The sequence below is a fragment of the Paraburkholderia aspalathi genome, from assembly GCF_905220735.1.
Lineage (GTDB): Bacteria > Pseudomonadota > Gammaproteobacteria > Burkholderiales > Burkholderiaceae > Paraburkholderia > Paraburkholderia aspalathi.
The window spans coordinates 1-21496 of the sequence record NZ_CAJNBA010000004.1; the positions used below are offsets into that span (position 1 = coordinate 1).

A 21496-nucleotide genomic window follows, 5' to 3' on the forward strand; every position below is an offset into this window, starting at 1 on the left:
CCTTCCCATCCCGAACAGGACCGTGAAACGACTCCACGCCGATGATAGTGCGGATTCCCGTGTGAAAGTAGGTAATCGTCAGGCTCCCCAGCAGCATCAGAAACCCCACCCTAAAAGGTGGGGTTTCTGCGTTTACGGCGCAAAAAAGCAGGCGTCTGAAAACATCGCCGCGGTGAGACTTTGCCCGAAGCGCTCCGGTTCTTCTGGTCTCACCCCTATCCGTAATGCCGCAAAATCGCCGACGGTACTCCCCTCACCGTCCTGCATCATCTCATCCGTTTAAGCCCTTTTCCGCACCGGCGTCTGATACGACAAGCCTGCGGTGAAGCGGTCAAGCCGTTCACTGGCGTCGGTGATCGCCCAAAGGGGTGCGCTGTGCAGTTGCCGATCGTAGTTTGATGCGATTTCGGCGAAAAGCGCGAACCCTGCGCTGTCCAATCTCCACTCGCCGGTCTCACGGCCGATATCGAAAACCGCTGACACCGCTCTCTCCGCCGCACCGATCTGCTCGCCAGTCGTCGAGCCAAAACCCGATTCAGCCAGAAAACCCGTCAACAGCATGACCTGGGTGAGCGTTTGCGCATCGCTCGTGCTGCCGGCACCCCGGCGCAAGGCATCGAGCGCCAGATGCACGCGCAGGGCAAGGTCGTCGGCGACCTGCCGTGCGATGGGCAACAGCATGGCTTTGTCATGCCGAGCACGTGCAGCGCCAGTTTTGCGGGAAAACGGAATAGGTTGTGCCATGACGGTCCAGTGTTATGCCTGTGCAGATGCAATAACGGCGCGGGCGGTAAAAGGTTGAGTCCTTATTGCGCGGCTATCACACCCCAATTTGGTCGTCGAAAGCGGTGGGATGGCTGTCTTAAGCCAATTGGCATAGATTGACCGGTGCACTCGAGCTTCCATCTCGATTGCACGGTTTTTCCGATTTCCCTTGTTTTGTCGCAGCCTCGGATCGAACAGTCTCTGGAACTACCGGGTCCCGCATCATGGCAATTTCGGACATACCGGCCCTGCCTGGTCGTCGTGTCCCGGCGGTTTGGTCGACCGTGAACACGCTGTTAGTAAACTTCTGACCTAAGCCGAGCACATTCCGTTGTAGACGCCGCGCCACCCAGCCGCAGCACCTGCCAGATCGGCTTCACTCCTGATCCGGCTCATCAACCGGTGCCACACTGCGCGCCCTCACGCGTCGGCGAATCTCCGAATCGAGAATCAGCCGGCCGCGCAACTTGCCCTTCATCCGCTTCACATAGCGAGGTGCTTCGGTCATGTGAACCACCATTAGCTCGCGCACCTTTTCCACATCGCGTTCACGCGCCGCTTTCGTGATCGCTTTGTGAATCTTCACGTTGGCGAGACCGAAACGTTCATGTTCGACTTGCGGCGTGTCGTTACGAAACTCGATCAATTGCCGGATCATTTCGTTGATCAACTCGCAACTGAAGCGCAGGAACGGATTGGGATTCGCCGCCGCGAGGATGTCGTGAAAATTGACGTCTTCCTGACGTTGCCGAACGATGTCCTGTCCGCCATGTGACGAAGCCGGCCGGTCGCAGCACGCAATGCTTGCTTCGAGCGCCTCGAAGTCCTGCTCCGTCAGATGCGGCACCGCACCCGCCGCTAGCTCCGGCTCCAGCAATTTACGCACGGTGTAAATATCGTCGATCGATACATCCTTGAAGAACAGGTAGTTCTGCAAGAGCTGTAGCGTGCGATCGAGCGGCACTTCAACCACCATGCCGCCGCCGCTTGGGCCCGTGGTCACCTTGATGAGACCTTGCACCTCGAGCGACTTCAGCGCCTCGCGAATCGTGCTCTTGCTCACCGAAAAGAGCTGCTGCAGTTCCACCTCGCGCGGCAGGCGGTCACCCGGTTTCAGGTCTTTCTCTGTGATGAGCCGCTTGATCTCTTCGGCGACCAGATCGCCACGCTTTTGCTGCTTGATCTCAATCGCGGCGCCAGCCTTGGCGCGGTCGATGGCCATTTTCGTTACTCCCAGTTTTGTCCTGCGCGCTTTCGACGGGCCGCCGGGCCCGTCATGGCGCGGAAAGCCACGCCGCTGCCAGGAATTTTGCCTTATTGACACTCGAATTTATTGTACCTACGATCGAGTCCAACCTATTTATCATGATAAATAGAACAAAGCCGGTGTGGTGGAAAACTTCTCGGCGGCCAGCAGGCTTTCGTCGTCGTTCGCGCAGTCTTTCAGTTTCGCAGTCGGTCAGTGCGTGTCTCTTTCTTAAGGAGCGTCATTTTGAATCGCCGAAATATGTTGAAGCTGGCCGCGTTGTCGGCCGTTCCGGGGACGTTGGGCTCGCTGGTCGCGCGTAGCGCGTTCGCGCAGGCCGGCACCTTGCAGTTCGCCTGTCCGGTGCCGATGTCGGGCCCGTTCGCGGCGAACGGTAAGTATGCCGACCTCGGCATGAAGCTCGCTATCGAGCAGTACGGCAAGGTACTCGGTCAACCGCTCGCGTACACGGTGCTCGACACGGAAGGCAAACCCGCAACAGCCGTGCGCCGGGTGCAGGAAATTGCGCAGCAGAAGAATGCACGCTTCTTTGCCGGCGGTATTTTGTCCTCCGAAGCATTGGCGATGGGCAAGGAAGTGCAGAAGGCCGGTGGCATCTTTGTCACCACAGCAGGCGCGGACGAAATCACCGGCAAGGACTGCAACGACGCAACTTTCCGCTGGTCCGTGCCGACCTACGGTGCGATCGAGCAGACCGTGCGTCCGTTGATCCAGATGATGCCAAAAGCCAAGCGCTGGTACACCATCACGCCGCAATACGTATTCGGCGACGGTCTGCTATCGGCGGCCAAGGCGATTTTCAAGGAGAAGGGCATTGAGCACGTGGGCAATAGCTACCACTCGCTCAACGAGAAGGAATTCAGCGGCTATCTGACGAATGCAGTCGCCGCGAAGCCTGACGTCCTGCTGATTCTCAACTTCGGTTCGCAATCGTCCGATACGTTGCGCCAGGCCGTGAGTTTCGGCATGAAGAACAATTGCACGATTCTGCTCGCGTGGGCTTCCGGGTTGGAGCAGTTCGAATCGCTCGGTGCTGACCTGTGCGAAGGCGTCTATTTTGGCGCACAGTATTGGCACGACATCGACTCGCCGCTCAATCGCGATCTCGTCAAACGCAGCAATGCCGCGTTCAAGGCCAATCCCAACTACAGCCTCGCGGGTTCTTACATCTGCACAAAGATCCTGCTCGACGGCATCGTGAAAGCGGGCACAGTCGATCCGAAGAAGGTGGTCGCAACGCTCGAGGGGATGAAGTACGACGGCTTGACCGGTCCGGAGGAAGTCCGCAAGGGCGACCATCAGGTGCTGAAGAACTACTATCTGTTGAAGGGCAAGGCGAAGAACAAGATGAAAAACGCCGACGACTACGCGGATATCGTGAGCTCCGGCCAGTCGTTCCTCCCGCTCGACAGGACCGGCTGCAAGATGGCCTGATGCATCAGCGCCGCAAGCAACGCGGCACGCTCATTAGCGAAACTCCATCGCTACACCCTTTAGACGGACGCCATGAACGTTTATCTCCTGCAGATCGTCAACGGCATCGGAGTGGGAATGCTGTATTTCCTGCTCGCGGTCGGTTTGTCGATCGTGTTCGGCCTGCTGCGCTTCGTGAATTTCGCGCACGGTGCGTTCTATCTGCTCGGCGCGTACTTTTGCTATCAGGCGATGCAGTGGTCGATGAATTTCTGGACCGCGCTCGTTGTCGTGCCGATCGTCGTCGGTGCGCTTGCGTGGATCGTTGAGAAGCTGATTCTGCGGCACGTCTACGCGCAACAGCATGAGTTTCATATTCTCGTGACGGTCGGTCTCGCCCTCGTCGTGCAGGAATGTGCGATCCTGGTCTGGGGGCCGCTCGGCGACAACGTGCCGGTTCCCGACATGCTGAACGGCGTGGTGATCTGGGGCAGTTTCGTATATCCGAAGTACCGCCTGTTTGTGATCGGCTTCACGGCTGTGCTGGCTGCGCTGTTGTGGTGGGTGCTGGAGGGCACACGGCTCGGTAGCGCGGTGCGCGCCGGCAGTGAATCGACGGAAATGGTGTCGCTTCTTGGCATCAACGTGATGCGTGTTTTCAGCCTGGTGTTCGCGCTAGGCGCCGCCACTGCCGCTTTGGCCGGTGTGCTCGCCGCGCCGATTCGCGGCGTTGATCCGTTCATGGGCATCGAGGCGCTCAGCGTCGCGTTCGTCGTGGTGGTAGTCGGCGGAATGGGCAACTTTCTGGGCGCGCTGGTAGGCGGACTGCTGGTCGGCATCGTGCAGAGCGTGATGAGTACGCTGTGGCCGGAAGGCGCACGGCTGATGATTTATGTCGCGATGGCCGCCGTGCTGCTGCTACGGCCGAACGGCCTGCTTGGGAGAGCGGCATGATCGATACCTCGAAACCTGCTGTTCAGGATGCCTCTTCCCGGCCGGCTCAACGCAGCTTGAAGCATGCGTTGCATCGCTATCGCTTCCTGTTGCTTGCGTTACTGGTCGTGTGCGTATTGCCGCTGACGTTACGTTCCGGATCGTTAGCCACAGAAGTACTCGTGTTCGCGCTCGCCGCGCTCGGTTGCAATCTGCTGCTCGGCCATACGGGTTTGCTCTCTTTCGGGCAGGGTATCTTCTTCGGACTCGGCAGCTATTGTGCGGGCCTCGTCCTGACCAAAACGGGCATGCCGATACCTGTGGCGCTGCTTGCCGCGATCGTGATCGGCGCGGCTGCCGCGGCGCTGGTCGGCTGGTTTTCGATTCGTCAACGCGGCACGTACTTCGTCATGTTGACGCTTGCATTCGGGCAGTTGTTCTACTTCCTCGCCTACACCACGCCCGATCTGACCGGAGGTGACAACGGCTTGCTCGACATCCCACGCCCGGCGCTGGGGTTATTCGGCAAGGCACTCTTACCGTTGACTTCGCCGTGGCAGTACTACGCTTTCGTCGCCGTGCTGTTCCTCGTGGTGTTCTGGTTGCTGATGCGTGTCTCGCATTCGGTATTCGGCCGCACGTTGCTGGCGATCCGCGACAACGAGGCGCGTGCGGCCGCAGTCGGCTATGACGTCAAACGCTTCAAGCTCATGGCGTTCGTGATCTCCGGCGCAGTGACGGGCCTCGCTGGCGCGTTGCATGCGCTGATGACCGGCATCGCGCCACTGTCCAACATCGATTACCACACGAGCGAGATGATTCTCGTGATGACGGTGATCGGTGGCACGGGCAATCTGTTCGCCTCGGTGCTGGGCGCAGCGTTCTATGTGCTGTTCGCCGACTGGTTGTCCACGCTATGGCCGCGCTGGCTGTTGCTGCTCGGCATCGTGCTGATCGCCGTTAGCCTTTTCATGCAGCGCGGGCTATGGGGCTTGGGCGAACGAATCTGGCAGGCGCTGCGGCGTAACTCATCCGCAGACGCTGACAACGATACTGGCAACCACGCAACTGAGGAGCGCATATGACCGAAGCGATTCTGCAAGCGAGCGGCGTGGTGAAGCGGTATGGCAAATTCACGGCGCTCTCCGAAGTCAATCTGCGCGTCATGCCACGCACCGTGCACTCAGTGATCGGTCCGAATGGAGCGGGCAAAACGACGCTGTTTCACGTGTTGACGGGTACGTTGCCCATCACCGACGGGAAGATCATCTTCGACGGTCACGACGTGACGCATGAGCCGGACCATAAACGCGTGCGTCGCGGCGTCGCGCGTTCGTTCCAGGTGACGAGCCTGTTCGCCAATCTGAGCGTGCGCGAAAATCTGCGGCTTGCCGCGCAAGGTGTCGACGCGGTGCGTGCATTGAACGCATGGACGCCGCCGCATGGTGCACTCACTCACGCGGACACCGTCGACAGTGTGCTTGAACGCCTCGCATTGCAGCGCTTTAGCGAGGTGCCGGCGGGCGCGCTATCGCACGGCCAGCAGCGACGGCTTGAAGTCGGCATGGCGCTCGCAGCGCGGCCCAAGGCGATCTTTCTGGATGAGCCGACTTCCGGCATGGGCATCGACGACCTCGACGACATGAAGCAGTTGATCCGTGGCCTGCGTGACGATTACACCGTCGTGCTGATCGAACACAACATGGGCATCGTGATGGATATCTCCGACACGATCACCGTCATGCAACAAGGGCGCGTGCTGGTGGAAGGGCGCCCGGACGATATTCGCGGCGACGAGCGTGTGCGCAGTGCCTATCTCGGCAACATGATTACCGGAGGCCGCGCATGATTCTCGACGTTCAGCAGATGCACGGCTTCTACGGCAAGAGTCACATCCTGCAAGGTGTCTCCTTGCAAATCAACGATGGTGAAACGGTCACGCTGTTGGGTCGTAACGGCGCAGGTAAGTCGACCACACTCAAGGCCATTGCCGGTGTTGTCACACCGCAGCGCGGTACGGTGATGTTCAACGGCACGACAATCAACGGCATGCCGCCGCACAAGATAGCTTCGCGAGGCGTGTGCTTCGTGCCCGAACATCGCGGCGTCTTTCGCCTGTTGACCGTCGAAGAAAACCTAAGGCTCGGCGCGCGCAAGGATTCGCCGTGGCAACTCGAAGACATCTACCGCATATTTCCACGGCTGAAAGAGCGGCGCACGAACGGTGGTGCACAACTCTCCGGCGGCGAACAACAGATGCTCGCGATCGGCCGTGCGTTGATGAATCATCCGCGACTGTTGATGCTCGACGAACCGGTTGAAGGCCTCGCGCCAGTGATCGTCGAAGAGATCGTCGCGCAACTCAAGTTGATCCGTGAAGCGGGCGTCGCGATTCTGCTGGTTGAGCAGAACCTGGAAGTCTGCACACAACTCGCGGATCGCCACTACATCATCGAACAAGGTGTGATCGTCTACGAAGGCGACAACGCTTCCTTCGCCGCCGACGATTCGATCAAGGACCGTTATCTGGGCGTGGGCGTCGTCTAACGCCCACGCTGTCTTCATTACGAGTACGAGGAAGCATCGATGCAAGTTCATGAATCAACAACCGTCGCGACGCTCGCTGATCTGCGTGTCGACGGTGCGCGGCTCTGGGACAGTCTCATGCAACTCGCGCAAATCGGCGCGACGGAAAAAGGCGGTGTATGCCGGCTCGCGTTGACTGACCTGGATCGCAAGGCGCGTGACCTCTTTATCGCGTGGGCAAAGGAGATTGGCTGCAGCGTGCGGATCGACGCGATCGGTAATATCTTCGTGCGTCGTGCGGGGTTGCGTGACGACCTGCCACCGGTGATGACCGGCAGCCACATCGATACGCAGCCCACAGGCGGCAAGTTCGACGGTAATTACGGCGTACTGGCTGGTCTTGAAGTGTTGCGCACATTGGCCGACGCCAACGTGCGGACGCTCGCACCGCTGGAGGTCGCGGTGTGGACCAATGAAGAGGGCTCGCGTTTCGTGCCGGTGATGATGGGTTCAGGCGTGTTCGCCGGTGCGTTCACATTGGAGCATGCGCTCGATCAACGCGATCGCGAGGGTATTTCGGTGCGCGACGCGCTCGCGGCAATCGGTTATGCGGGTGACAGTGGGAAGCCTCATGTAGTCGGCGCGTATTTCGAAGCGCATATCGAACAAGGGCCGGTGCTGGAGGCGCATGACACGACGATCGGCGTCGTACAGGGCGCGTTAGGTCAGCGCTGGTACGACGTGACAGTGCACGGCATGGAAGCGCACGCCGGCCCTACACCGATGGAACTGCGCCGCGACGCATTGCTCGCTGCGGCCGATCTGATTCACGCGGTGAATCGCATTGCCCTCGATCACGCGCCGCATGGGCGCGGCACGGTCGGCTGGCTCAACGTGCATCCGAATTCGCGCAACGTGATTCCAGGCCGCGTGACCCTGACGGCCGATCTGCGGGCCGCTGACGATGCCTCGCTCACAGAGATGGATGCCGCACTACGCGCTGCCTGTGCGACCGCGGGTGAGAAGGCCGGCATCACGGTCGACGTCGAACAAGTGGTGTATTTCCCGCCCCAACCGTTCGCGGCGGATCTGGTCGCCGCGGTTCAACAGGGCGCGGACACGCTCGGATTTTCGTCGATGGACGTCATCAGCGGCGCGGGCCACGACGCCGTTTATCTCGCACGCGTCGCGCCAGCAGCGATGATCTTCGTACCGTGCAAGGACGGCATCAGCCACAACGAAATCGAAGACGCGCGCGCGGACCATCTGGAAGCCGGCTGCAACGTGCTATTGCAGGCGATGCTGAACGCCGCGCAAACGGCGGGGGGCACGGAAGCATGAAAGTCCTGATTGCAAGGATGAACCACGAGACCAATACGTTCTCGCCGGTGGCCACGCCGCTTGCAGCGTTCGGCCGCAATGGCCCGAGCTACGGCGAAGACGCGTTCAACGAAAACAAGGGCATGCAGACGGCAATGGCCGCGTTCATCGACGCAGCCGAGCGCGAGCATGCCGGGATCGTGACGCCCATTTCCGCATCGGCGAATCCGAGCGGACCCGTCGAAGCCGCCGCGTACGACGCGATCTGCGAGGCAATCGTTGCGGCCGCAACGGGTTGCGATGCCGTGATGCTTGACCTGCACGGTGCCATGGTCGCCGAAAATACGAACGACGGCGAAGGCGATCTGCTCGAACGCGTGCGCGCCGCGTTGCCGAACGCGCCGATTGCCGTCGCACTCGATCTGCATGGCAACGTCACGCAGAAGATGGTCGATAACGCCGACGTGATCGTCAGTTTCAAAACCTATCCGCACGTCGATATGTACGAGACCGGCGCGCATGCGGCGCGTCTGCTGTTCGACCTGGTCCACGGCAAGGCGAAGCCGGTGATCGCATGGCGCCAGCCGCCGCTGCTCACGCATACGCTGCGCAGCGCGACGACCGAAGGTGCGATGAAGCGCGCGGTAGACGCCGCACGCGCGGCAGAGGTCGATGGCGTGCTGGCTGTGTCGGTGTTGTCCGGCTTTTCGCTCGCTGACATCGCGGCGCCATGTATCAGCGTCGTCGTGGTGGCGAACGGTGACCGTGCGAAAGCGGAATCGGTAGCGGAGCGCATCGCGCGACAGATCTGGAACGAGCGCGAAGATTTCGTTTATCGCAGTGCGGCGCTGGCCGAATCTGTCGCACAGGCCGCGGCGCTCGCACAGGGCACGGACAAACCGGTACTGCTGCTCGATCACGGCGACAACTGCATGTCGGGCGGCACGTGCGACACGATGGACCTGCTGGAGGAAGCGCTCAAGCAGAAGCTCGAAGGGGTTGTGAGCGGCCCGTTGTGCGATCCGCAGGCCGTCGCGGCGCTGATGGCTGCGGGAGTCGGCAGCACGGTGACGGTGACGATCGGCAACAAGGTCGCAAGCAGCGCGGTGACGCCGCGGCCGCCGGTTGCCGTGACCGGCGTAGTGCGCGCGCTGACCGATGGCGAATACGTGATCAGCGGTCCGACCTACACAGGCCAGCGTGCATTCATGGGGCGCGCGGCCGTGCTCGACACCGGCACGGTCAAGCTCGTGATGACCGAGCGCACACACGAACCGTGGGACCTCGGCGTGTTCGAGAGCGTCGGCATCGATCCGCGCCGCGCGCGTTTCCTGTTGCTCAAATCACGCATGTACTGCCGGCCGGTTTTTGTGCCGATCGCCGCCGGCTTGGTGGAGTGCGACAGCCGTGGTGTGACGAGTTCGGATTACGGACTGTTCAGGTTCGAGCACGTGAAGCGGCCGGTGTTTCCGCTGGACGCGCAGACCGAATGGGCGTCGACAAACTGAAGCGGGTTGAACAACGATCCACACGACGAATCGACGGACATTCGCCCATGAACATACTTGTCCCGCAGGGCTTGTGCGACGCGTCCGGAGTCTCTATAATTCGCGCCTCTAAAGGCTCGTAGCTCAGTTGGTTAGAGCACCACCTTGACATGGTGGGGGTCGTTGGTTCGAATCCAATCGAGCCTACCAACGCATATGTGACGTAGACGAAGGCGGCTCCGCTTTCGTCTACTGTCATGTTCTCGCATCACATCGGCGCACTTCATCATCGTGCGGCTGTCCTGTCAGTTTATCCCCTTCGTATTGCCCGTATTTCGCCACAGCGTGATTCGTTCGCTGTTCGAATCCGTAAAACAACGCGGGGGTTGTGCATAGAATCGCGTCAACCACCGCTTTGTCCAGGCCGAGTTCCAATAGCGTCGATAACGACTGGCCGTAGTTCATCACCTGCTCGTACTGAGTATGGGGCCAGTCGCTTCCCCACATCAGCCGCTCAGCGCCGAAGTGTTCGACAAGCAGGCTCGTCGCCTCACGCACAAAACCCGAACCCGGAACTGCACATCGGTACGCGCCCGAGACCTTGACCCACACGCGACCGGTTGCGCCATAACCGAGCAACCTCTTGAAGCCGGGATCGTGAATTCCTTTCTCTGGGTCGGGGCGTCCGAAATGATCGACGACCACGGGTACGCCAGCTTCGAGCAAGCGGTCGAGCATCGGTGCCAGGTCCTGCGCATTCCGGTGCAGTTCGACGTGCCAACCCAACCTCGACAATCGCTCAAGCAACGGCGTCCATGATTTCGCGCCCAGATCCGGCAATGCCTGCTCGATCAGATTGAGCCGTATGCCGGTTACGCCGCGACCATGTAGGTCCGCCAGCGTTTCCTCTGAAGCATCGGGCGCAACGACCGCTACGCCCCTTAAGCGGTGCGTATCTCGCGACAGTGCTTGTAGCAGGTAGCGATTGTCCGTCCCGAGAAAACTCGGCTGCACGAGAACCGCGCGCCCGATGTCGTGCGTGTTCAGCAGTTGCAAATACGTGTCGAGCGTGGCGTCGTAGCCCGGCGCGTAGCGCCGGCTATCCGTGAGCGGCAAACCTCTCTCGAAGACATGCGCGTGAGTGTCCACGCGGCGGGAGTGGGACTGGGCGACGGATACGGGAGCACCCATGATCAACCCCGCGGCGGGTCCAGGGTCAATCGCGCGTTGTCGACGGCATCGGGCGCCGATTCTGGCACCACGCCACGCAGACGTTTGCCGCGCGTCTCGGGAAGCAGCAACACGGCGATCATCGCGAGACCGTAAGCAATGGCCGCGTCGATTCCGATTGCCATACCGAGCGACATCGAATGACTCATGTAGCCGACGAGCACAGGGAAGCCCGCCGAAGCGATCCGTCCGAAGTTGTAGCAGAATCCGACGCCTGTGCCGCGCATGTCGGCCGGATACAGTTCGTTGAACAGCGGGCCGAGACTCGCTGGGATGCCTGCGGCGAACAAACCGAGCGGGAAGCCCAGCACGAGCATTTGCGTGTTGGTCAGCGGCAGCATCACGTAAGCGAGAACCGTCACGATGCAGCAGAACGCGAAGAGGGCGACATTGCGCCGACGGCCAATGCGGTCGAGCAGATAGGCGCTCGCCATGCAGCCGCACCAGAAAGCCACGATGACGACCGCCAGATAGCCACCGGTGTTCAGAACCGACAGGTGCCGTTCTTTGGCGAGGAAGGTGGGCAGCCAGGTCATGATCGCGTAGTACCCGCCATGTGCGCCAGTGCCCAGCACGGCGCCGATCACGGTGGTCCGGAGCACGCGCGGCTGGAAGACCTGGGTTATCTGCCCGAGCACCGACACCTTGGGGGCCGCGCTTGCCGGCGCGACGCGTGCCGGTTCCTTCAGATTGCGCCGGACGAATAGCACCAGGCCGGCGGGCACGAGGCCGACGGCGAACATTACACGCCATGCGGTGTCCGACGGCAACCAGGAGAACGCCGCTGCATACACCAGCACGGCTGCACCCCAGCCGACCGCCCAGGCGCTTTGCACGGCACCCATCGCCTTGCCGCGGTGTTCGGTACGAATGGTTTCCGCCATCAATACCGCACCTGCCGCCCACTCACCGCCGAATCCGAATCCTTGCAGCGCCTTGAGAACCAGGAGTTGCGGGAAGTTTTGCGCGAACGCGCAGAGAAAGGTGAAGCCGGCGAACCAGAGGATCGTTATTTGCAAGGTCCGGACGCGTCCGATGCGGTCCGATAACGCGCCGGCGATCCAGCCGCCGAGCGCCGAAGATATCAAGGTGACGCTGCTGATCGCGCCGGCCTGCGTATGGTCGATGCCGTACGCGGCAATGATCGCGGGGATGGCGAGGGTGAACATTTGCACATCGAGCGCGTCGAGCCCCCAACCCGCAAAGCACCCCCAGAAGGTGTTGCGTTCGAGGGGCGTGCCTTGCTTGTACCACGTGAACATAGCCGTCTCCGTCGTGCTTATCATGTAGTCATATATATGACTGTATGAATGGTGGTCGCAAAGTCGCCAAAAGTCATTGAGTATTAACCCTTGCTCACGTCGCCGCCGCGGGATGTTGTACAGTAGTTACTCCTCTGAACAACTATATGAATGCTATGGACGCAACCTCTTTTGTGACCAAGCCGGATGGTCGGTTGCCCCGTTATCAGCAATTGCGTGACGACCTGGTTGGCCGCATTGCCGCAGGCGAATGGGCGCTGGAGGAACCCATCGCCACGGAGGCGGAGTTGGGGCAGTTCTATAACGTCTCCACTGGCACGGTTCGTAAGGCGATCGATCTGCTCGTTGTCGACGGCGTGCTCACGCGCAGCCAGGGCAAGGGCACGTTTATTCGCCGGCCCCGTTTCGATTCGTCGCTGTTTCGTTTCTTCCGTTTCAAGTCGCGCGACGGCGAGCCGGTGCGGCCGACCGCGCGCGTGCTCAAGCGCGAGATCGTGAAACCCGGCGAAGAAATTCGCTCTACTTTGGGCATGAAAGCCTCTGAGAAAGCGATCCACCTCTCGCGTGTGCGCCTGATCGAAGGCCAGGCGGTTCTGTCTGAAGAAATCTGGTTGCCGCGTGCGCGTTTCGAACCCTTGGCCACGTTGTCGCTCGACGATTTCGAGGACTTGTTGTATCCGTTGTATGAACGTCTTTGCCGGCAGATCGTGGCGTCCGCCACGGAAATCTTAAGAGTAGAACAAGCCACATCCGACGATGCCTCGCTTCTCGATGTAGCGGTCGGCAGCCCTGTCATCCAGGTCCAGCGTGTCGCATCGGACTTCGCGGGCACGCCGTTCGAATGGCGTAGCACGCGCGGCGCAGCCACGACGTTTCAGTACCAGGTGGAAATCCGCTGAGTCAGTGACTCGCTGGAATACAGCGGAGCTGATCCGCCTCAACCTCACCCCCCGCTTTTTGAACGCGGCGCCCCTAGAAATCGCTGGGGCTGCACGCGCCTATCCGGGTATCACCCCATGGTGTCCGATGCCAGTTCATATAAACATATATATGACTACATCAATCTGGCCGTTTCCCTGGACGTAGCGGCTGCCATGCCGCGAAGCGAAAGGCGAAGGCGGCCGGCGAGAAAACCGGAGCGGACATGTCTACGCAGGCAGGATTTGAGCAGCAGGTAATGAGGAAGATGGCGTGGCGGCTGATGCCGCTTCTGATCGTCATGTTTCTGATTTCGTTTATCGACCGCCAGAACGTCGGTTTCGCCAAGCTGGAGATGGTGCATGCCCTCGGCATGACGGAGGCGTCATATGGCCTCGGCGCTTCGCTGTTCTTCATCGGCTACCTTATCTTCGAGGTGCCCAGCACGCTGGCATTGCATCGCTTCGGCGCTCGGACCTGGCTCGCGCGGATCATGATGACCTGGGGTGTGGTCACGGTGCTGATGGCGTTCGCGCGCTCGCTGCCCGTTTTCTATTCCTTTCGCTTCGCACTGGGCGTTGCCGAAGCCGGCTTCTATCCCGGCGTCATCTACTACCTTACGCAGTGGTTCCCGCAAAGCTATCGCACCAAAGTGCTGGGGTTCTTCACGCTGGGTAGCTCGCTCGCCAACATGCTGGGCTCGCTGGTCGGCGGTCTTCTGCTGACGTTAGGCGGCACGTGGGGTTTCGCGGGTTGGCAGTGGGTGTTCATCGCCACCGGCATTCCCGCCATTCTGATTGCGTTCGTCGCGCTCAAATTCTTGCCGAATTCGGTGCAGGAAGCGCCGTTCCTTTCGCAGCAGGAGAAGGATGTCGTCATCGCCGCGCTCAAGCGGGAAGCGTCGGATGATGCCAAGGCGACGCGGCCTTGGGGCGCGTTGCTCGATCCGAAGGTTCTCATGTTCGCGTTGACGTACATGCTGATGTCGACGTCGTTGTACGGGGTGACCTACTGGATGCCGACGCTGCTGAAAAGCGATGGCGTGTCGTCGTCGCTGAACGGTCTGCTGAACATGATTCCGTGGGCGCTCGCGACACTGCTTCTGCTGTGGCTGCCTGGGAAGCTCAAGCGTGAGCGCGTCGTGTTGAAGGCGATGAGCGTGGTGGCCGGCATCGGCGTCGTTTGCTTTGCGTCGAGCCTGGTTCTGCCGACAGCGTCGCTGCGTTTTGCCGCGCTGTGTCTGGGCGGGGCGTGCATCCCCTTGCTCTATCCGTGCTTCTGGTCGCTGCCCCCGCGATTCTTCTCTGGCGCAAGGGCCGCAGCGAGCGTGGCGGCGATCAACGCAATCGGCAATCTGGGCGGCTTTGCCGGGCAGAACCTGATGCCTTATGTCGGCAAGGTGGCGCACAGCCATGTTGCGCCGATGCTGGTGCCGACGGCGTGCCTGTTTGCGTTGGGGATCGGCACGGCTCTGGCCGCGCTGATCGGCGCGCGCCGCAGGATGACGCTCGAGTCGGCGACGATTCGTCCGACGTAGATCCCGTCAGGGACGGAGCAGGTCGAAGCCGGCCAGCACGACAACCCCGCTTACCACGATCAGCGCTACCGAATGCTGTCCGAAGTAAAGAAGGGCCGCGGCCGACCAGCTCGTCGCTGCAAATGCTGCAATACGTTTCATGCTTTAAAACCCCAATGCAATAGCCAGCAACCCGCTGACCACCCCGCAAACCACCACGGCCAGCGCCACCACCGTCAGCACGCGCCTCGGGAACGAGCGCCCAAGCATGGCCATCGACGGCACGCTGATTAGCGGCAGCGTCATCAGCAACGCGCCAGCCGGACCCGCGGCCATGCCGAATGAGAGCATGGCCTGAATGATCGGCACTTCGCCCGCGGTCGGAATCACGAACAAGGTTCCGGCGATCGCCAAAGCGACGATCCACAGCAGGCTGTTATCGATGCTGGGTCCGATGTGCGGGAACAGCCATGCTCGCGCGGCGCCGAGAATCAGCACCAGGACGATGTATTCGGGAATCAGCCGCAGCGTCATTGTTCCGAGGATTTTCACCCAGCGTGTGAACGCGGTGCCCGGGTCGTCGGTGGTGACGAGCTGTGCCATGGCTTCGCGCGACGCCTCGGCTTCCTTCGGCGTGACCATGCGGTTCACCAGATAGCCGAGGCCGAACACCATCACGAGGCCGAGGGCGAGCCGCAAGCCCATCCATTGCCAGCCGAGCACGAAGCCCATGAAAATCAGCGTGGCCGGATTCAAAGCGGTATTGCCCAGCCAGAACGCGATCGCCGCACCTGGTGCCGCCTGACGGGCGCGCAAGCCGGCCACGACCGGCGCCGCGCAGCACGTGCACATCATGCCCGGCAACGACATCAAGCCGCCCTTCACCACGCTGCTGAAATCGGTCCTGCCGAGCGCGCGCGCGACCCATTGCGGCGGAATCAGCGCCTGCACTGCCGAGCCCAGAAGAAGGCCTAGCACCATGGCTTGCCAGATCGCCTTACCGTAGGCCAGCGCGTAGTCGATGGCGGCCTGCCACGAGGCTGCAGGCGCGTTCGACGCCGTACCCATCAGGATCGACTTGCCGATGGAATGCTGACTTGCAGCGACGAACGCCCGGTTGTAGTACGGAAACCACTTCACATAGAAGAGCCCGACGATGGCGATCAGCAGAAACACGATCCAGCCGAGGGCGACGCGGGGCTGTCGAAGGGTTGATTGCATAGTGGATGGTCTTGAACGTTAATTTTTTTGGTCAGATGACGGCGAGCGCGCTGTTATCGAGTTGGGCAAGCAGGGCTTTTGCCTGCTCAACGAGATCGGCGTCGTTAGGCCGAAAATTCATTTGCAACGCCTGCGGTAATTGCACGAAATGCTGATGGCTGCTGCGCGCATACGCTGGATCATAGTGCCGTTCGATCAGCTCGCGCGCGAGCTCGGCCCGGCTATTTTCATCGACGAGGTGTTGCCAGCCCGTGACACGTTCGCGGCTATGCAAACCGATCATCTTCTGCAGCTGCGCTTTCAACGACTCAGGATCGTCGAACAGATGCGCATAGTCATGCAGCAGGAACGCCGCGCGGTCTTCGTGGCTCGATAGCACTTCGACGCAAGCGCCCTGATGAAACGTGTCGAGGAGCGCGAGCGGCAGCGCAATCGAACCGATCCGCCGGCTCTCCGCTTCGACGAACACCGGCCGTTTGGGATCGAATGTGCGCAGGGCGGTCACCAGCAGCGTGTCGAAGTGCTTTTGCGACGGCTGCTCAACGCCTGCCCATGCGCCGAGCAGCGAGCCGCGATGGGCAGCCAGCGCTTCGAGATCCAGCGTCTGCGCGCCCGCCTGGCGCAGCGCTTCGAGCAGGCGCGTCTTGCCGCTGCCGGTCGGGCCCACTAGCGCGATGTAATTGAACTGCTTCGGCAGCGTCTCGAGGGTGTCCAGCGTCGCGCGGCGATAGCCTTTATAGCCGCCGTCCAGCTGACGTGCCGGCCAGCCGATCATATTGAACAGCGTCGTGACCGAACCCGAACGTTTCCCGCCGCGCCAGCAATAGATCAGCGGCCGCCAGTTGCGCGGCCGGTCGGCGAAGGTGGTTTCCAGGTGGTACGCGATGTTGCGCGCAACCAGCGCCGCGCCGATCCGCGTGCCTTCGAACGCTGAGACCTGCTTGTAAGTTGTGCCGACCAGAACACGCTCTTCGTTGCTCAGCACAGGTGCGTTGAGCGCGCCGGGAATGTGGTCTTCGGCGAATTCCAGGGGCGTGCGTACGTCGATGATTTCATCGAAATCACCGGCTTGATCGAGGCTGACGAGTAGGTTTTTCAAGGGGTTACGGACGAAACAGACCAGCGGGGGAAGCGAAATTATCGCATGCGCCGTGAATACCGGCTGGCGAGCCGCGCAGGCCTGCGTCCTGGACCTGCGTCTCGCCTTGCCTAGCCTGGCTTCGCCGATGAAACCCGCTCGCGCCTCAGCTAACCTCGACTCGCTTGTCCCCGCTGACCATTTCGCCGATCACGCACGCTTCGTTGAAACCGTCGGCGCGGAACAGGGCGAGCACCTCGTCGACTACTTCCGGCGCGCATGAAACCAGCAGGCCGCCCGAGGTTTGCGGATCGGTGAGCAGCGTACGGGCCGTCGACGGCAATGAGGAAGGCAAAACAATGTCTTTACCGTATGCGTCCCAGTTGCGCCCGGAAGCGCCAGTAAAAATGCCGGCTTCCGCGAAGCTGACCACGTCCGGCAGCCAGGGCAGATCCGCATAGCGCACGCGAGCAGTCAGATTCGATCCGCGCGCCAATTCCAGCGTATGGCCGAGCAAGCCGAAACCGGTGATATCCGTGAGGGCATGCACGCCGTCGAGCGCGGACAGCGCCGCGCCCGGCCGGTTGAGCTTGGTCGTGGCCGCGATCATCGCGGCATAGCCGTTTGAATCGAGCCGGTCTTTTTTCAACGCCGCCGACAGCACGCCCACGCCCAGTGGCTTGCCGAGGATCAGCACGTCGCCCGCGCGCGCACCGGCATTGCGTTTGACGCGCCGCGGATCGACCACGCCGATCGCAACGAGGCCGTAGATGGGTTCCACCGAATCGATCGAGTGACCGCCGGCGAGGGGAATGCCGGCTTCGGCGCAGACGGACTCGCCACCCTTTAACACCGCCGCGATCACGTCGTGCGGCAGCACATTGATCGGCATGCCGACGATCGCCAGCGCCATGATCGGTTTGCCGCCCATGGCGTAGACGTCTGACAGCGCATTGGTTGCGGCAATGCGGCCGAAGTCGAACGGATCGTCGACGATCGGCATGAAGAAATCGGTGGTGGCGACGATCGCCTGCTCGTCGTTGAGCCGGTAGACGGCGGCGTCGTCGGCGGTATCGTTGCCGACCAGCAGGTCGGGAAAGAACGGCAGCGGCGCGCTGCGCTTGAGCAGGTCGGCGAGCAGGCCAGGAGCGATCTTGCAGCCGCAGCCACCGCCGTGCGACAGGCTGGTCAGGCGGGGCGAAGGGTTTGCGGCGGGGAGGGTGTCGGTCATGTGTGGCGCGGATTTCAGGCTTCGAATGACCACATTATGGCGGTTGTTCGAGCGCGGCGCAGGATAGCGGCCACCCACGGCGCGGGTCGTTGCGGACGCAATCAACTGATGCAAGAGGAATAGTGCTGCTTCCGTTAAACCGGCTGCGGCGCTTCATATTTAACAACTTTAAAGAGATGGGCGGTCTGGCTGCAGGACTTCATATCGGCCTCTATAATCGTTATTAGTATCCCAAAAAGAGCCGAGGCCATTACATGACCCACATGTCCCGGCGACAGTTTCTGAAGGTCTCCGCCACCACGCTCGCCGGATCAAGTTTGGCCCTCATGGGCTTCTCTCCGGCACCCGCGCTGGCCGAGGTTCGTCAGTACAAACTGTCGCGCACAACCGAAACCCGCAACACCTGCCCGTACTGTTCGGTGGGCTGCGGCATCCTGATGTACGGACTTGGCGACAACGCCAAGAATGCAAAGTCCAGCATCATCCACATCGAAGGCGATCCCGATCATCCGGTGAACCGCGGCACGTTGTGCCCGAAGGGCGCGAGCCTGATCGACTTCATTCACAGTCCGAGCCGTCTGAAGTATCCGGAGTACCGCGCGGCCGGATCGAATGAATGGAAGCGGATTTCCTGGGAAGACGCGCTCGATCGCATCGCCAAACTGATGAAGGAAGACCGCGATGCCAATTTCGTCGAGACGACGGAAGACGGCAAGAAGGTCAACCGCTGGCTGACCACCGGCATGCTCGCAGCATCGGCCGGTAGCAATGAAGTGGGGTATTTGACGCACAAGACTGTCCGCAGTCTTGGCATGCTCGCATTCGATAATCAAGCACGTGTTTGACACGGCCCGACGGTGGCAGGTCTTGCCCCGACGTTTGGCCGTGGAGCGATGACGAACCATTGGGTCGACATCAAGAACGCGGATGTGATTCTCGTGATGGGCGGCAATGCGGCCGAAGCGCACCCGTGCGGTTTCAAGTGGGTCACGGAAGCGAAGGCGCATCGCAAGGCAAGGTTGGTCGTGGTCGATCCGCGCTTTACGCGCACGGCCTCGGTCGCGGATTACTACGCGCAGATTCGAACCGGCTCGGACATTGTGTTCCTGGGCGGGGTGATCAACTATTTGCTCACCAACGACAAGATTCAGCACGAGTACGTCAGGAATTACACGGATATGCCGTTCATCGTGCGCGAGGATTTCTCGTTCACGGACGGCCTGTATTCCGGCTACGACGCGGATAAACGCAGCTACGACAAGAGCACGTGGGACTACGAGATCGGCGACGACGGTTACGCCAAAATCGACCCGACGCTGCAGCACCCGCGCTGCGTCTACCAGCTGATGAAGCAGCACTACTCGCGCTATACGCCCGAACAGGTCGAACGGACCTGCGGTACGCCGAAGGAAAAATTCCTCAAGGTGTGCGAGATGCTGGCGTCCACAGCTGTCCCGGGGCGTGCCGGCACGATCCTGTACGCGCTCGGCTGGACGCATCATTCGATCGGCGCGCAGATCATCCGCACCGGTGCGATGGTGCAATTGCTGCTGGGCAACATCGGCATTGCGGGCGGCGGCATGAACGCGCTGCGCGGTCACTCGAACATTCAGGGTTTGACCGACCTGGGTTTGATGTCGAACCTGTTGCCGGGCTACATGACGCTGCCGATGGAGGCCGAGCAGGACTTCGACGCTTTCATCAAGAAGCGCGCGAGCCAGCCGTTGCGGCCGAACCAGTTGAGCTACTGGCGCAACTACCGCGCGTTTCACGTCAGCTTTATGAAGTCGTGGTGGGGCGATAACGCGACCGCCGAGAACAACTTCGGCTACGACTATCTGCCGAAGCTCGATAAGTCATACGACATGCTGCAGGTCTTCGAGCTGATGAATCAAGGCAAGATGACCGGCTACATCGCGCAGGGCTTCAACCCGCTCGCTGCGGCGCCGAACAAGGCGAAGATCGGCGCGAGTCTGGCCCGGCTGAAGTGGCTCGTCATCATGGATCCGCTCGCCACTGAAACTTCGGAGTTCTGGAAGAACTTCGGCGAGTTCAACGACGTGGATCCGTCGACGATTCAAACGGAAGTGTTCCGTCTGCCCACCACGTGTTTCGCCGAGGAACGCGGTTCGCTGGTCAGTTCCAGCCGCGTGCTGCAGTGGCACTGGCAGGGCGCCGACGGCCCGGGCGAAGCGAAGAGCGACCTCGAGATCATGTCGGGGCTGTGGCTGCGCATTCGCAAGGCTTATAAGGAGAACGGCGGCAAGTATCCCGATCCGATTCTCAACATGAGCTGGCCTTATTCCGATCCGGAAAGCCCGACGCCTGAAGAAATCGCCATGGAGTTCAACGGCAAGGCGCTCGCCGACGTGACCGACGCCACTGACAAAACCAAGGTGCTCGCGAAGAAAGGCGAGCAACTGGCGGGCTTCGCGCAATTGCGCGACGACGGCAGCACCGCAAGCGGTTGCTGGATCTTCTGCGGTGCGTGGACTCAGGCGGGCAACCAGATGGGTCGTCGCGACAACTCGGATCCGACCGGCATCGGCAATACGTTGAATTGGGCATGGGCGTGGCCGGCGAACAGACGGATTCTGTACAACCGTGCTTCGTGCGACGTCAGCGGCAAGCCGTTCGACTCCACGCGCAAGCTGATCGCGTGGAACGGCAAGACGTGGAGCGGTGCCGACATTCCCGACTTCAAGGTGGACGAGCCGCCTGAAAACGGCATGAATCCGTTCATCATGAATGCGGAGGGTGTGGCGCGCTTCTTCTCGCGCGACGGTCTGGTGGAAGGACCATTCCCCGAGCACTACGAACCGTTTGAAACGCCGCTCGGCTATAACCCGCTGCATCCGGATAACAAGGCGGTCGTCAGCAGTCCGGCGGCGCGCGTGTTCCCGGACGATCGGGCCGCCTTCGGCACGCATGAGAATTTCCCGCATACGGCCACCACGTATCGTCTGACCGAGCATTTCCACTACTGGACCAAGCACGCGCGTTTGAACGCGATTGTGCAGCCGCAGCAGTTCGTGGAGATCGGCGAAGATCTGGCGAAGGAGGTGGGCGTGGTCGCGGGGGACCGTGTGAAAGTGTCGTCCAATCGCGGGCACATCATCGCCGTGGCGCTCGTCACCAAGCGGATCAAACCGCTGATGATCGAAGGGAAAAAGGTCCAGACGGTCGGCTTGCCCTTGCATTGGGGCTTCAAGGGGCTCGCGAAACCGGGCTATCTCGTCAATACGCTGACGCCCTCCGTGGGCGACGGGAATTCGCAAACACCGGAATTCAAGTCGTTCCTCGTCAAGGTCGAAAAGGCATAAGGAAAA

18 protein-coding genes, 1 tRNA gene and 1 rRNA gene are annotated in these 21496 nt (G+C 61.1%); 12 read left to right on the top strand and 8 right to left on the bottom strand.

Features of this window, described 5'->3' with window-relative positions; genetic code table 11:
• Positions 1–84: ribosomal RNA gene (rrf, locus tag KHO30_RS39770) — 5S ribosomal RNA — on the top strand; the annotation flags it as partial.
• 195 nt (positions 85–279) lie between these two features.
• On the opposite strand, the gene KHO30_RS22805 is transcribed toward rrf, so the two are convergent.
• The gene (locus tag KHO30_RS22805) at positions 280–744 is read right to left on the bottom strand and encodes a hypothetical protein (RefSeq protein ID WP_093646656.1); all 465 of its coding nucleotides are present in this window, start codon (positions 742–744) and stop codon (positions 280–282) included.
• 397 nt (positions 745–1141) lie between these two features.
• Complete coding sequence (locus tag KHO30_RS22810; protein WP_093646658.1) at positions 1142–1987, bottom strand: FadR/GntR family transcriptional regulator; 846 nt, start codon at positions 1985–1987, stop codon at positions 1142–1144.
• 270 nt (positions 1988–2257) lie between these two features.
• On the opposite strand from KHO30_RS22810, the gene KHO30_RS22815 reads away from it, so the two are divergent.
• From KHO30_RS22815 to KHO30_RS22850, 8 genes are all read left to right on the top strand, one after another.
• Positions 2258–3466, top strand: a complete 1209-nt coding sequence (locus KHO30_RS22815; protein WP_211702423.1) for an ABC transporter substrate-binding protein — start codon at positions 2258–2260, stop codon at positions 3464–3466.
• A gap of 72 nt (positions 3467–3538) precedes the next feature.
• Positions 3539–4399, top strand: a complete 861-nt coding sequence (locus tag KHO30_RS22820; protein ID WP_093646663.1) for a branched-chain amino acid ABC transporter permease — start codon at positions 3539–3541, stop codon at positions 4397–4399.
• Entirely contained in the window at positions 4396–5463 is a 1068-nt protein-coding gene (locus tag KHO30_RS22825; RefSeq protein WP_211702424.1) for a branched-chain amino acid ABC transporter permease, read from the top strand. The genes KHO30_RS22820 and KHO30_RS22825 overlap by 4 nt, the downstream gene beginning before the upstream one ends.
• Positions 5460–6227: an ABC transporter ATP-binding protein gene (locus KHO30_RS22830; RefSeq protein WP_211702425.1), complete on the top strand. Its 768-nt coding sequence runs from the start codon at positions 5460–5462 to the stop codon at positions 6225–6227. Before KHO30_RS22825 ends, KHO30_RS22830 begins: the two co-directional genes overlap by 4 nt.
• Positions 6224–6925, top strand: coding sequence for an ABC transporter ATP-binding protein (locus tag KHO30_RS22835; protein ID WP_211702426.1), 702 nt, complete (start codon positions 6224–6226; stop codon positions 6923–6925). Before KHO30_RS22830 ends, KHO30_RS22835 begins: the two co-directional genes overlap by 4 nt.
• Before the next feature lie 39 nt (positions 6926–6964).
• Positions 6965–8245: a Zn-dependent hydrolase gene (locus tag KHO30_RS22840; protein WP_200653907.1), complete on the top strand. Its 1281-nt coding sequence runs from the start codon at positions 6965–6967 to the stop codon at positions 8243–8245.
• Entirely contained in the window at positions 8242–9732 is a 1491-nt protein-coding gene (locus KHO30_RS22845) for a M81 family metallopeptidase (protein WP_211702427.1), read from the top strand. The genes KHO30_RS22840 and KHO30_RS22845 overlap by 4 nt, the downstream gene beginning before the upstream one ends.
• 112 nt (positions 9733–9844) lie before the next feature.
• Positions 9845–9921 (top strand) — tRNA-Val (locus KHO30_RS22850).
• A 45-nt stretch (positions 9922–9966) separates the two neighbouring features.
• Here the strand turns inward: KHO30_RS22850 and KHO30_RS22855 are convergent.
• Positions 9967–10902 (bottom strand): amidohydrolase family protein, encoded by a 936-nt coding sequence (locus KHO30_RS22855; RefSeq protein WP_211702428.1) that lies wholly within the window; start codon positions 10900–10902, stop codon positions 9967–9969.
• A gap of 2 nt (positions 10903–10904) precedes the next feature.
• Positions 10905–12203: an MFS transporter gene (locus KHO30_RS22860; RefSeq protein WP_211702429.1), complete on the bottom strand. Its 1299-nt coding sequence runs from the start codon at positions 12201–12203 to the stop codon at positions 10905–10907.
• Between the two features lie 155 nt (positions 12204–12358).
• On the opposite strand from KHO30_RS22860, the gene KHO30_RS22865 reads away from it, so the two are divergent.
• Together KHO30_RS22865 and KHO30_RS22870 are read left to right on the top strand one after the other, a co-directional pair.
• A complete protein-coding gene (locus tag KHO30_RS22865) occupies positions 12359–13102 on the top strand; it encodes a GntR family transcriptional regulator (RefSeq protein WP_211702430.1) in 744 nt (247 codons plus the stop codon).
• A gap of 245 nt (positions 13103–13347) precedes the next feature.
• Positions 13348–14658: an MFS transporter gene (locus KHO30_RS22870; RefSeq protein WP_093646684.1), complete on the top strand. Its 1311-nt coding sequence runs from the start codon at positions 13348–13350 to the stop codon at positions 14656–14658.
• A 6-nt stretch (positions 14659–14664) separates the two neighbouring features.
• Here KHO30_RS22870 and KHO30_RS39575 read toward each other — a convergent pair whose 3' ends face one another.
• The 4 genes from KHO30_RS39575 to selD form a co-directional block, all read right to left on the bottom strand.
• Complete coding sequence (locus KHO30_RS39575) at positions 14665–14799, bottom strand: hypothetical protein (RefSeq protein ID WP_266212432.1); 135 nt, start codon at positions 14797–14799, stop codon at positions 14665–14667.
• 3 nt (positions 14800–14802) lie between these two features.
• On the bottom strand, positions 14803–15858 hold the full coding sequence (locus KHO30_RS22875; RefSeq protein ID WP_211702431.1) for a permease: 1056 nt from the start codon (positions 15856–15858) through the stop codon (positions 14803–14805).
• 31 nt (positions 15859–15889) lie between these two features.
• Positions 15890–16957, bottom strand: coding sequence for a tRNA 2-selenouridine(34) synthase MnmH (mnmH, locus tag KHO30_RS22880; protein WP_211702432.1), 1068 nt, complete (start codon positions 16955–16957; stop codon positions 15890–15892).
• A gap of 145 nt (positions 16958–17102) precedes the next feature.
• Positions 17103–18167, bottom strand: a complete 1065-nt coding sequence (gene selD / locus KHO30_RS22885; protein WP_093646726.1) for a selenide, water dikinase SelD — start codon at positions 18165–18167, stop codon at positions 17103–17105.
• Positions 18168–18421: 254 nt separating this feature from the next.
• On the opposite strand from selD, the gene fdnG reads away from it, so the two are divergent.
• Positions 18422–21490, top strand: a complete 3069-nt coding sequence (fdnG, locus tag KHO30_RS22890; protein WP_211702433.1) for a formate dehydrogenase-N subunit alpha — start codon at positions 18422–18424, stop codon at positions 21488–21490.
• Positions 21491–21496: the final 6 nt, after the last annotated feature.

Coding starts and splice junctions, on each gene's coding strand:
- KHO30_RS22830 (WP_211702425.1), top strand. CDS start 5,460: ATGACCGAAGCGATTCTGCAAGCGAGCGGCGTGGTGAAGCGGTATGGC.
- KHO30_RS22845 (WP_211702427.1), top strand. CDS start 8,242: ATGAAAGTCCTGATTGCAAGGATGAACCACGAGACCAATACGTTCTCG.
- KHO30_RS22870 (WP_093646684.1), top strand. CDS start 13,348: ATGTCTACGCAGGCAGGATTTGAGCAGCAGGTAATGAGGAAGATGGCG.
- KHO30_RS22840 (WP_200653907.1), top strand. CDS start 6,965: ATGCAAGTTCATGAATCAACAACCGTCGCGACGCTCGCTGATCTGCGT.
- KHO30_RS39575 (WP_266212432.1), bottom strand. CDS start 14,799: ATGAAACGTATTGCAGCATTTGCAGCGACGAGCTGGTCGGCCGCGGCC.
- KHO30_RS22835 (WP_211702426.1), top strand. CDS start 6,224: ATGATTCTCGACGTTCAGCAGATGCACGGCTTCTACGGCAAGAGTCAC.
- KHO30_RS22820 (WP_093646663.1), top strand. CDS start 3,539: ATGAACGTTTATCTCCTGCAGATCGTCAACGGCATCGGAGTGGGAATG.
- selD (WP_093646726.1), bottom strand. CDS start 18,167: ATGACCGACACCCTCCCCGCCGCAAACCCTTCGCCCCGCCTGACCAGC.
- KHO30_RS22825 (WP_211702424.1), top strand. CDS start 4,396: ATGATCGATACCTCGAAACCTGCTGTTCAGGATGCCTCTTCCCGGCCG.
- KHO30_RS22805 (WP_093646656.1), bottom strand. CDS start 744: ATGGCACAACCTATTCCGTTTTCCCGCAAAACTGGCGCTGCACGTGCT.
- KHO30_RS22865 (WP_211702430.1), top strand. CDS start 12,359: ATGGACGCAACCTCTTTTGTGACCAAGCCGGATGGTCGGTTGCCCCGT.
- KHO30_RS22810 (WP_093646658.1), bottom strand. CDS start 1,987: ATGGCCATCGACCGCGCCAAGGCTGGCGCCGCGATTGAGATCAAGCAG.
- KHO30_RS22855 (WP_211702428.1), bottom strand. CDS start 10,902: ATGGGTGCTCCCGTATCCGTCGCCCAGTCCCACTCCCGCCGCGTGGAC.
- KHO30_RS22860 (WP_211702429.1), bottom strand. CDS start 12,203: ATGTTCACGTGGTACAAGCAAGGCACGCCCCTCGAACGCAACACCTTC.
- KHO30_RS22875 (WP_211702431.1), bottom strand. CDS start 15,858: ATGCAATCAACCCTTCGACAGCCCCGCGTCGCCCTCGGCTGGATCGTG.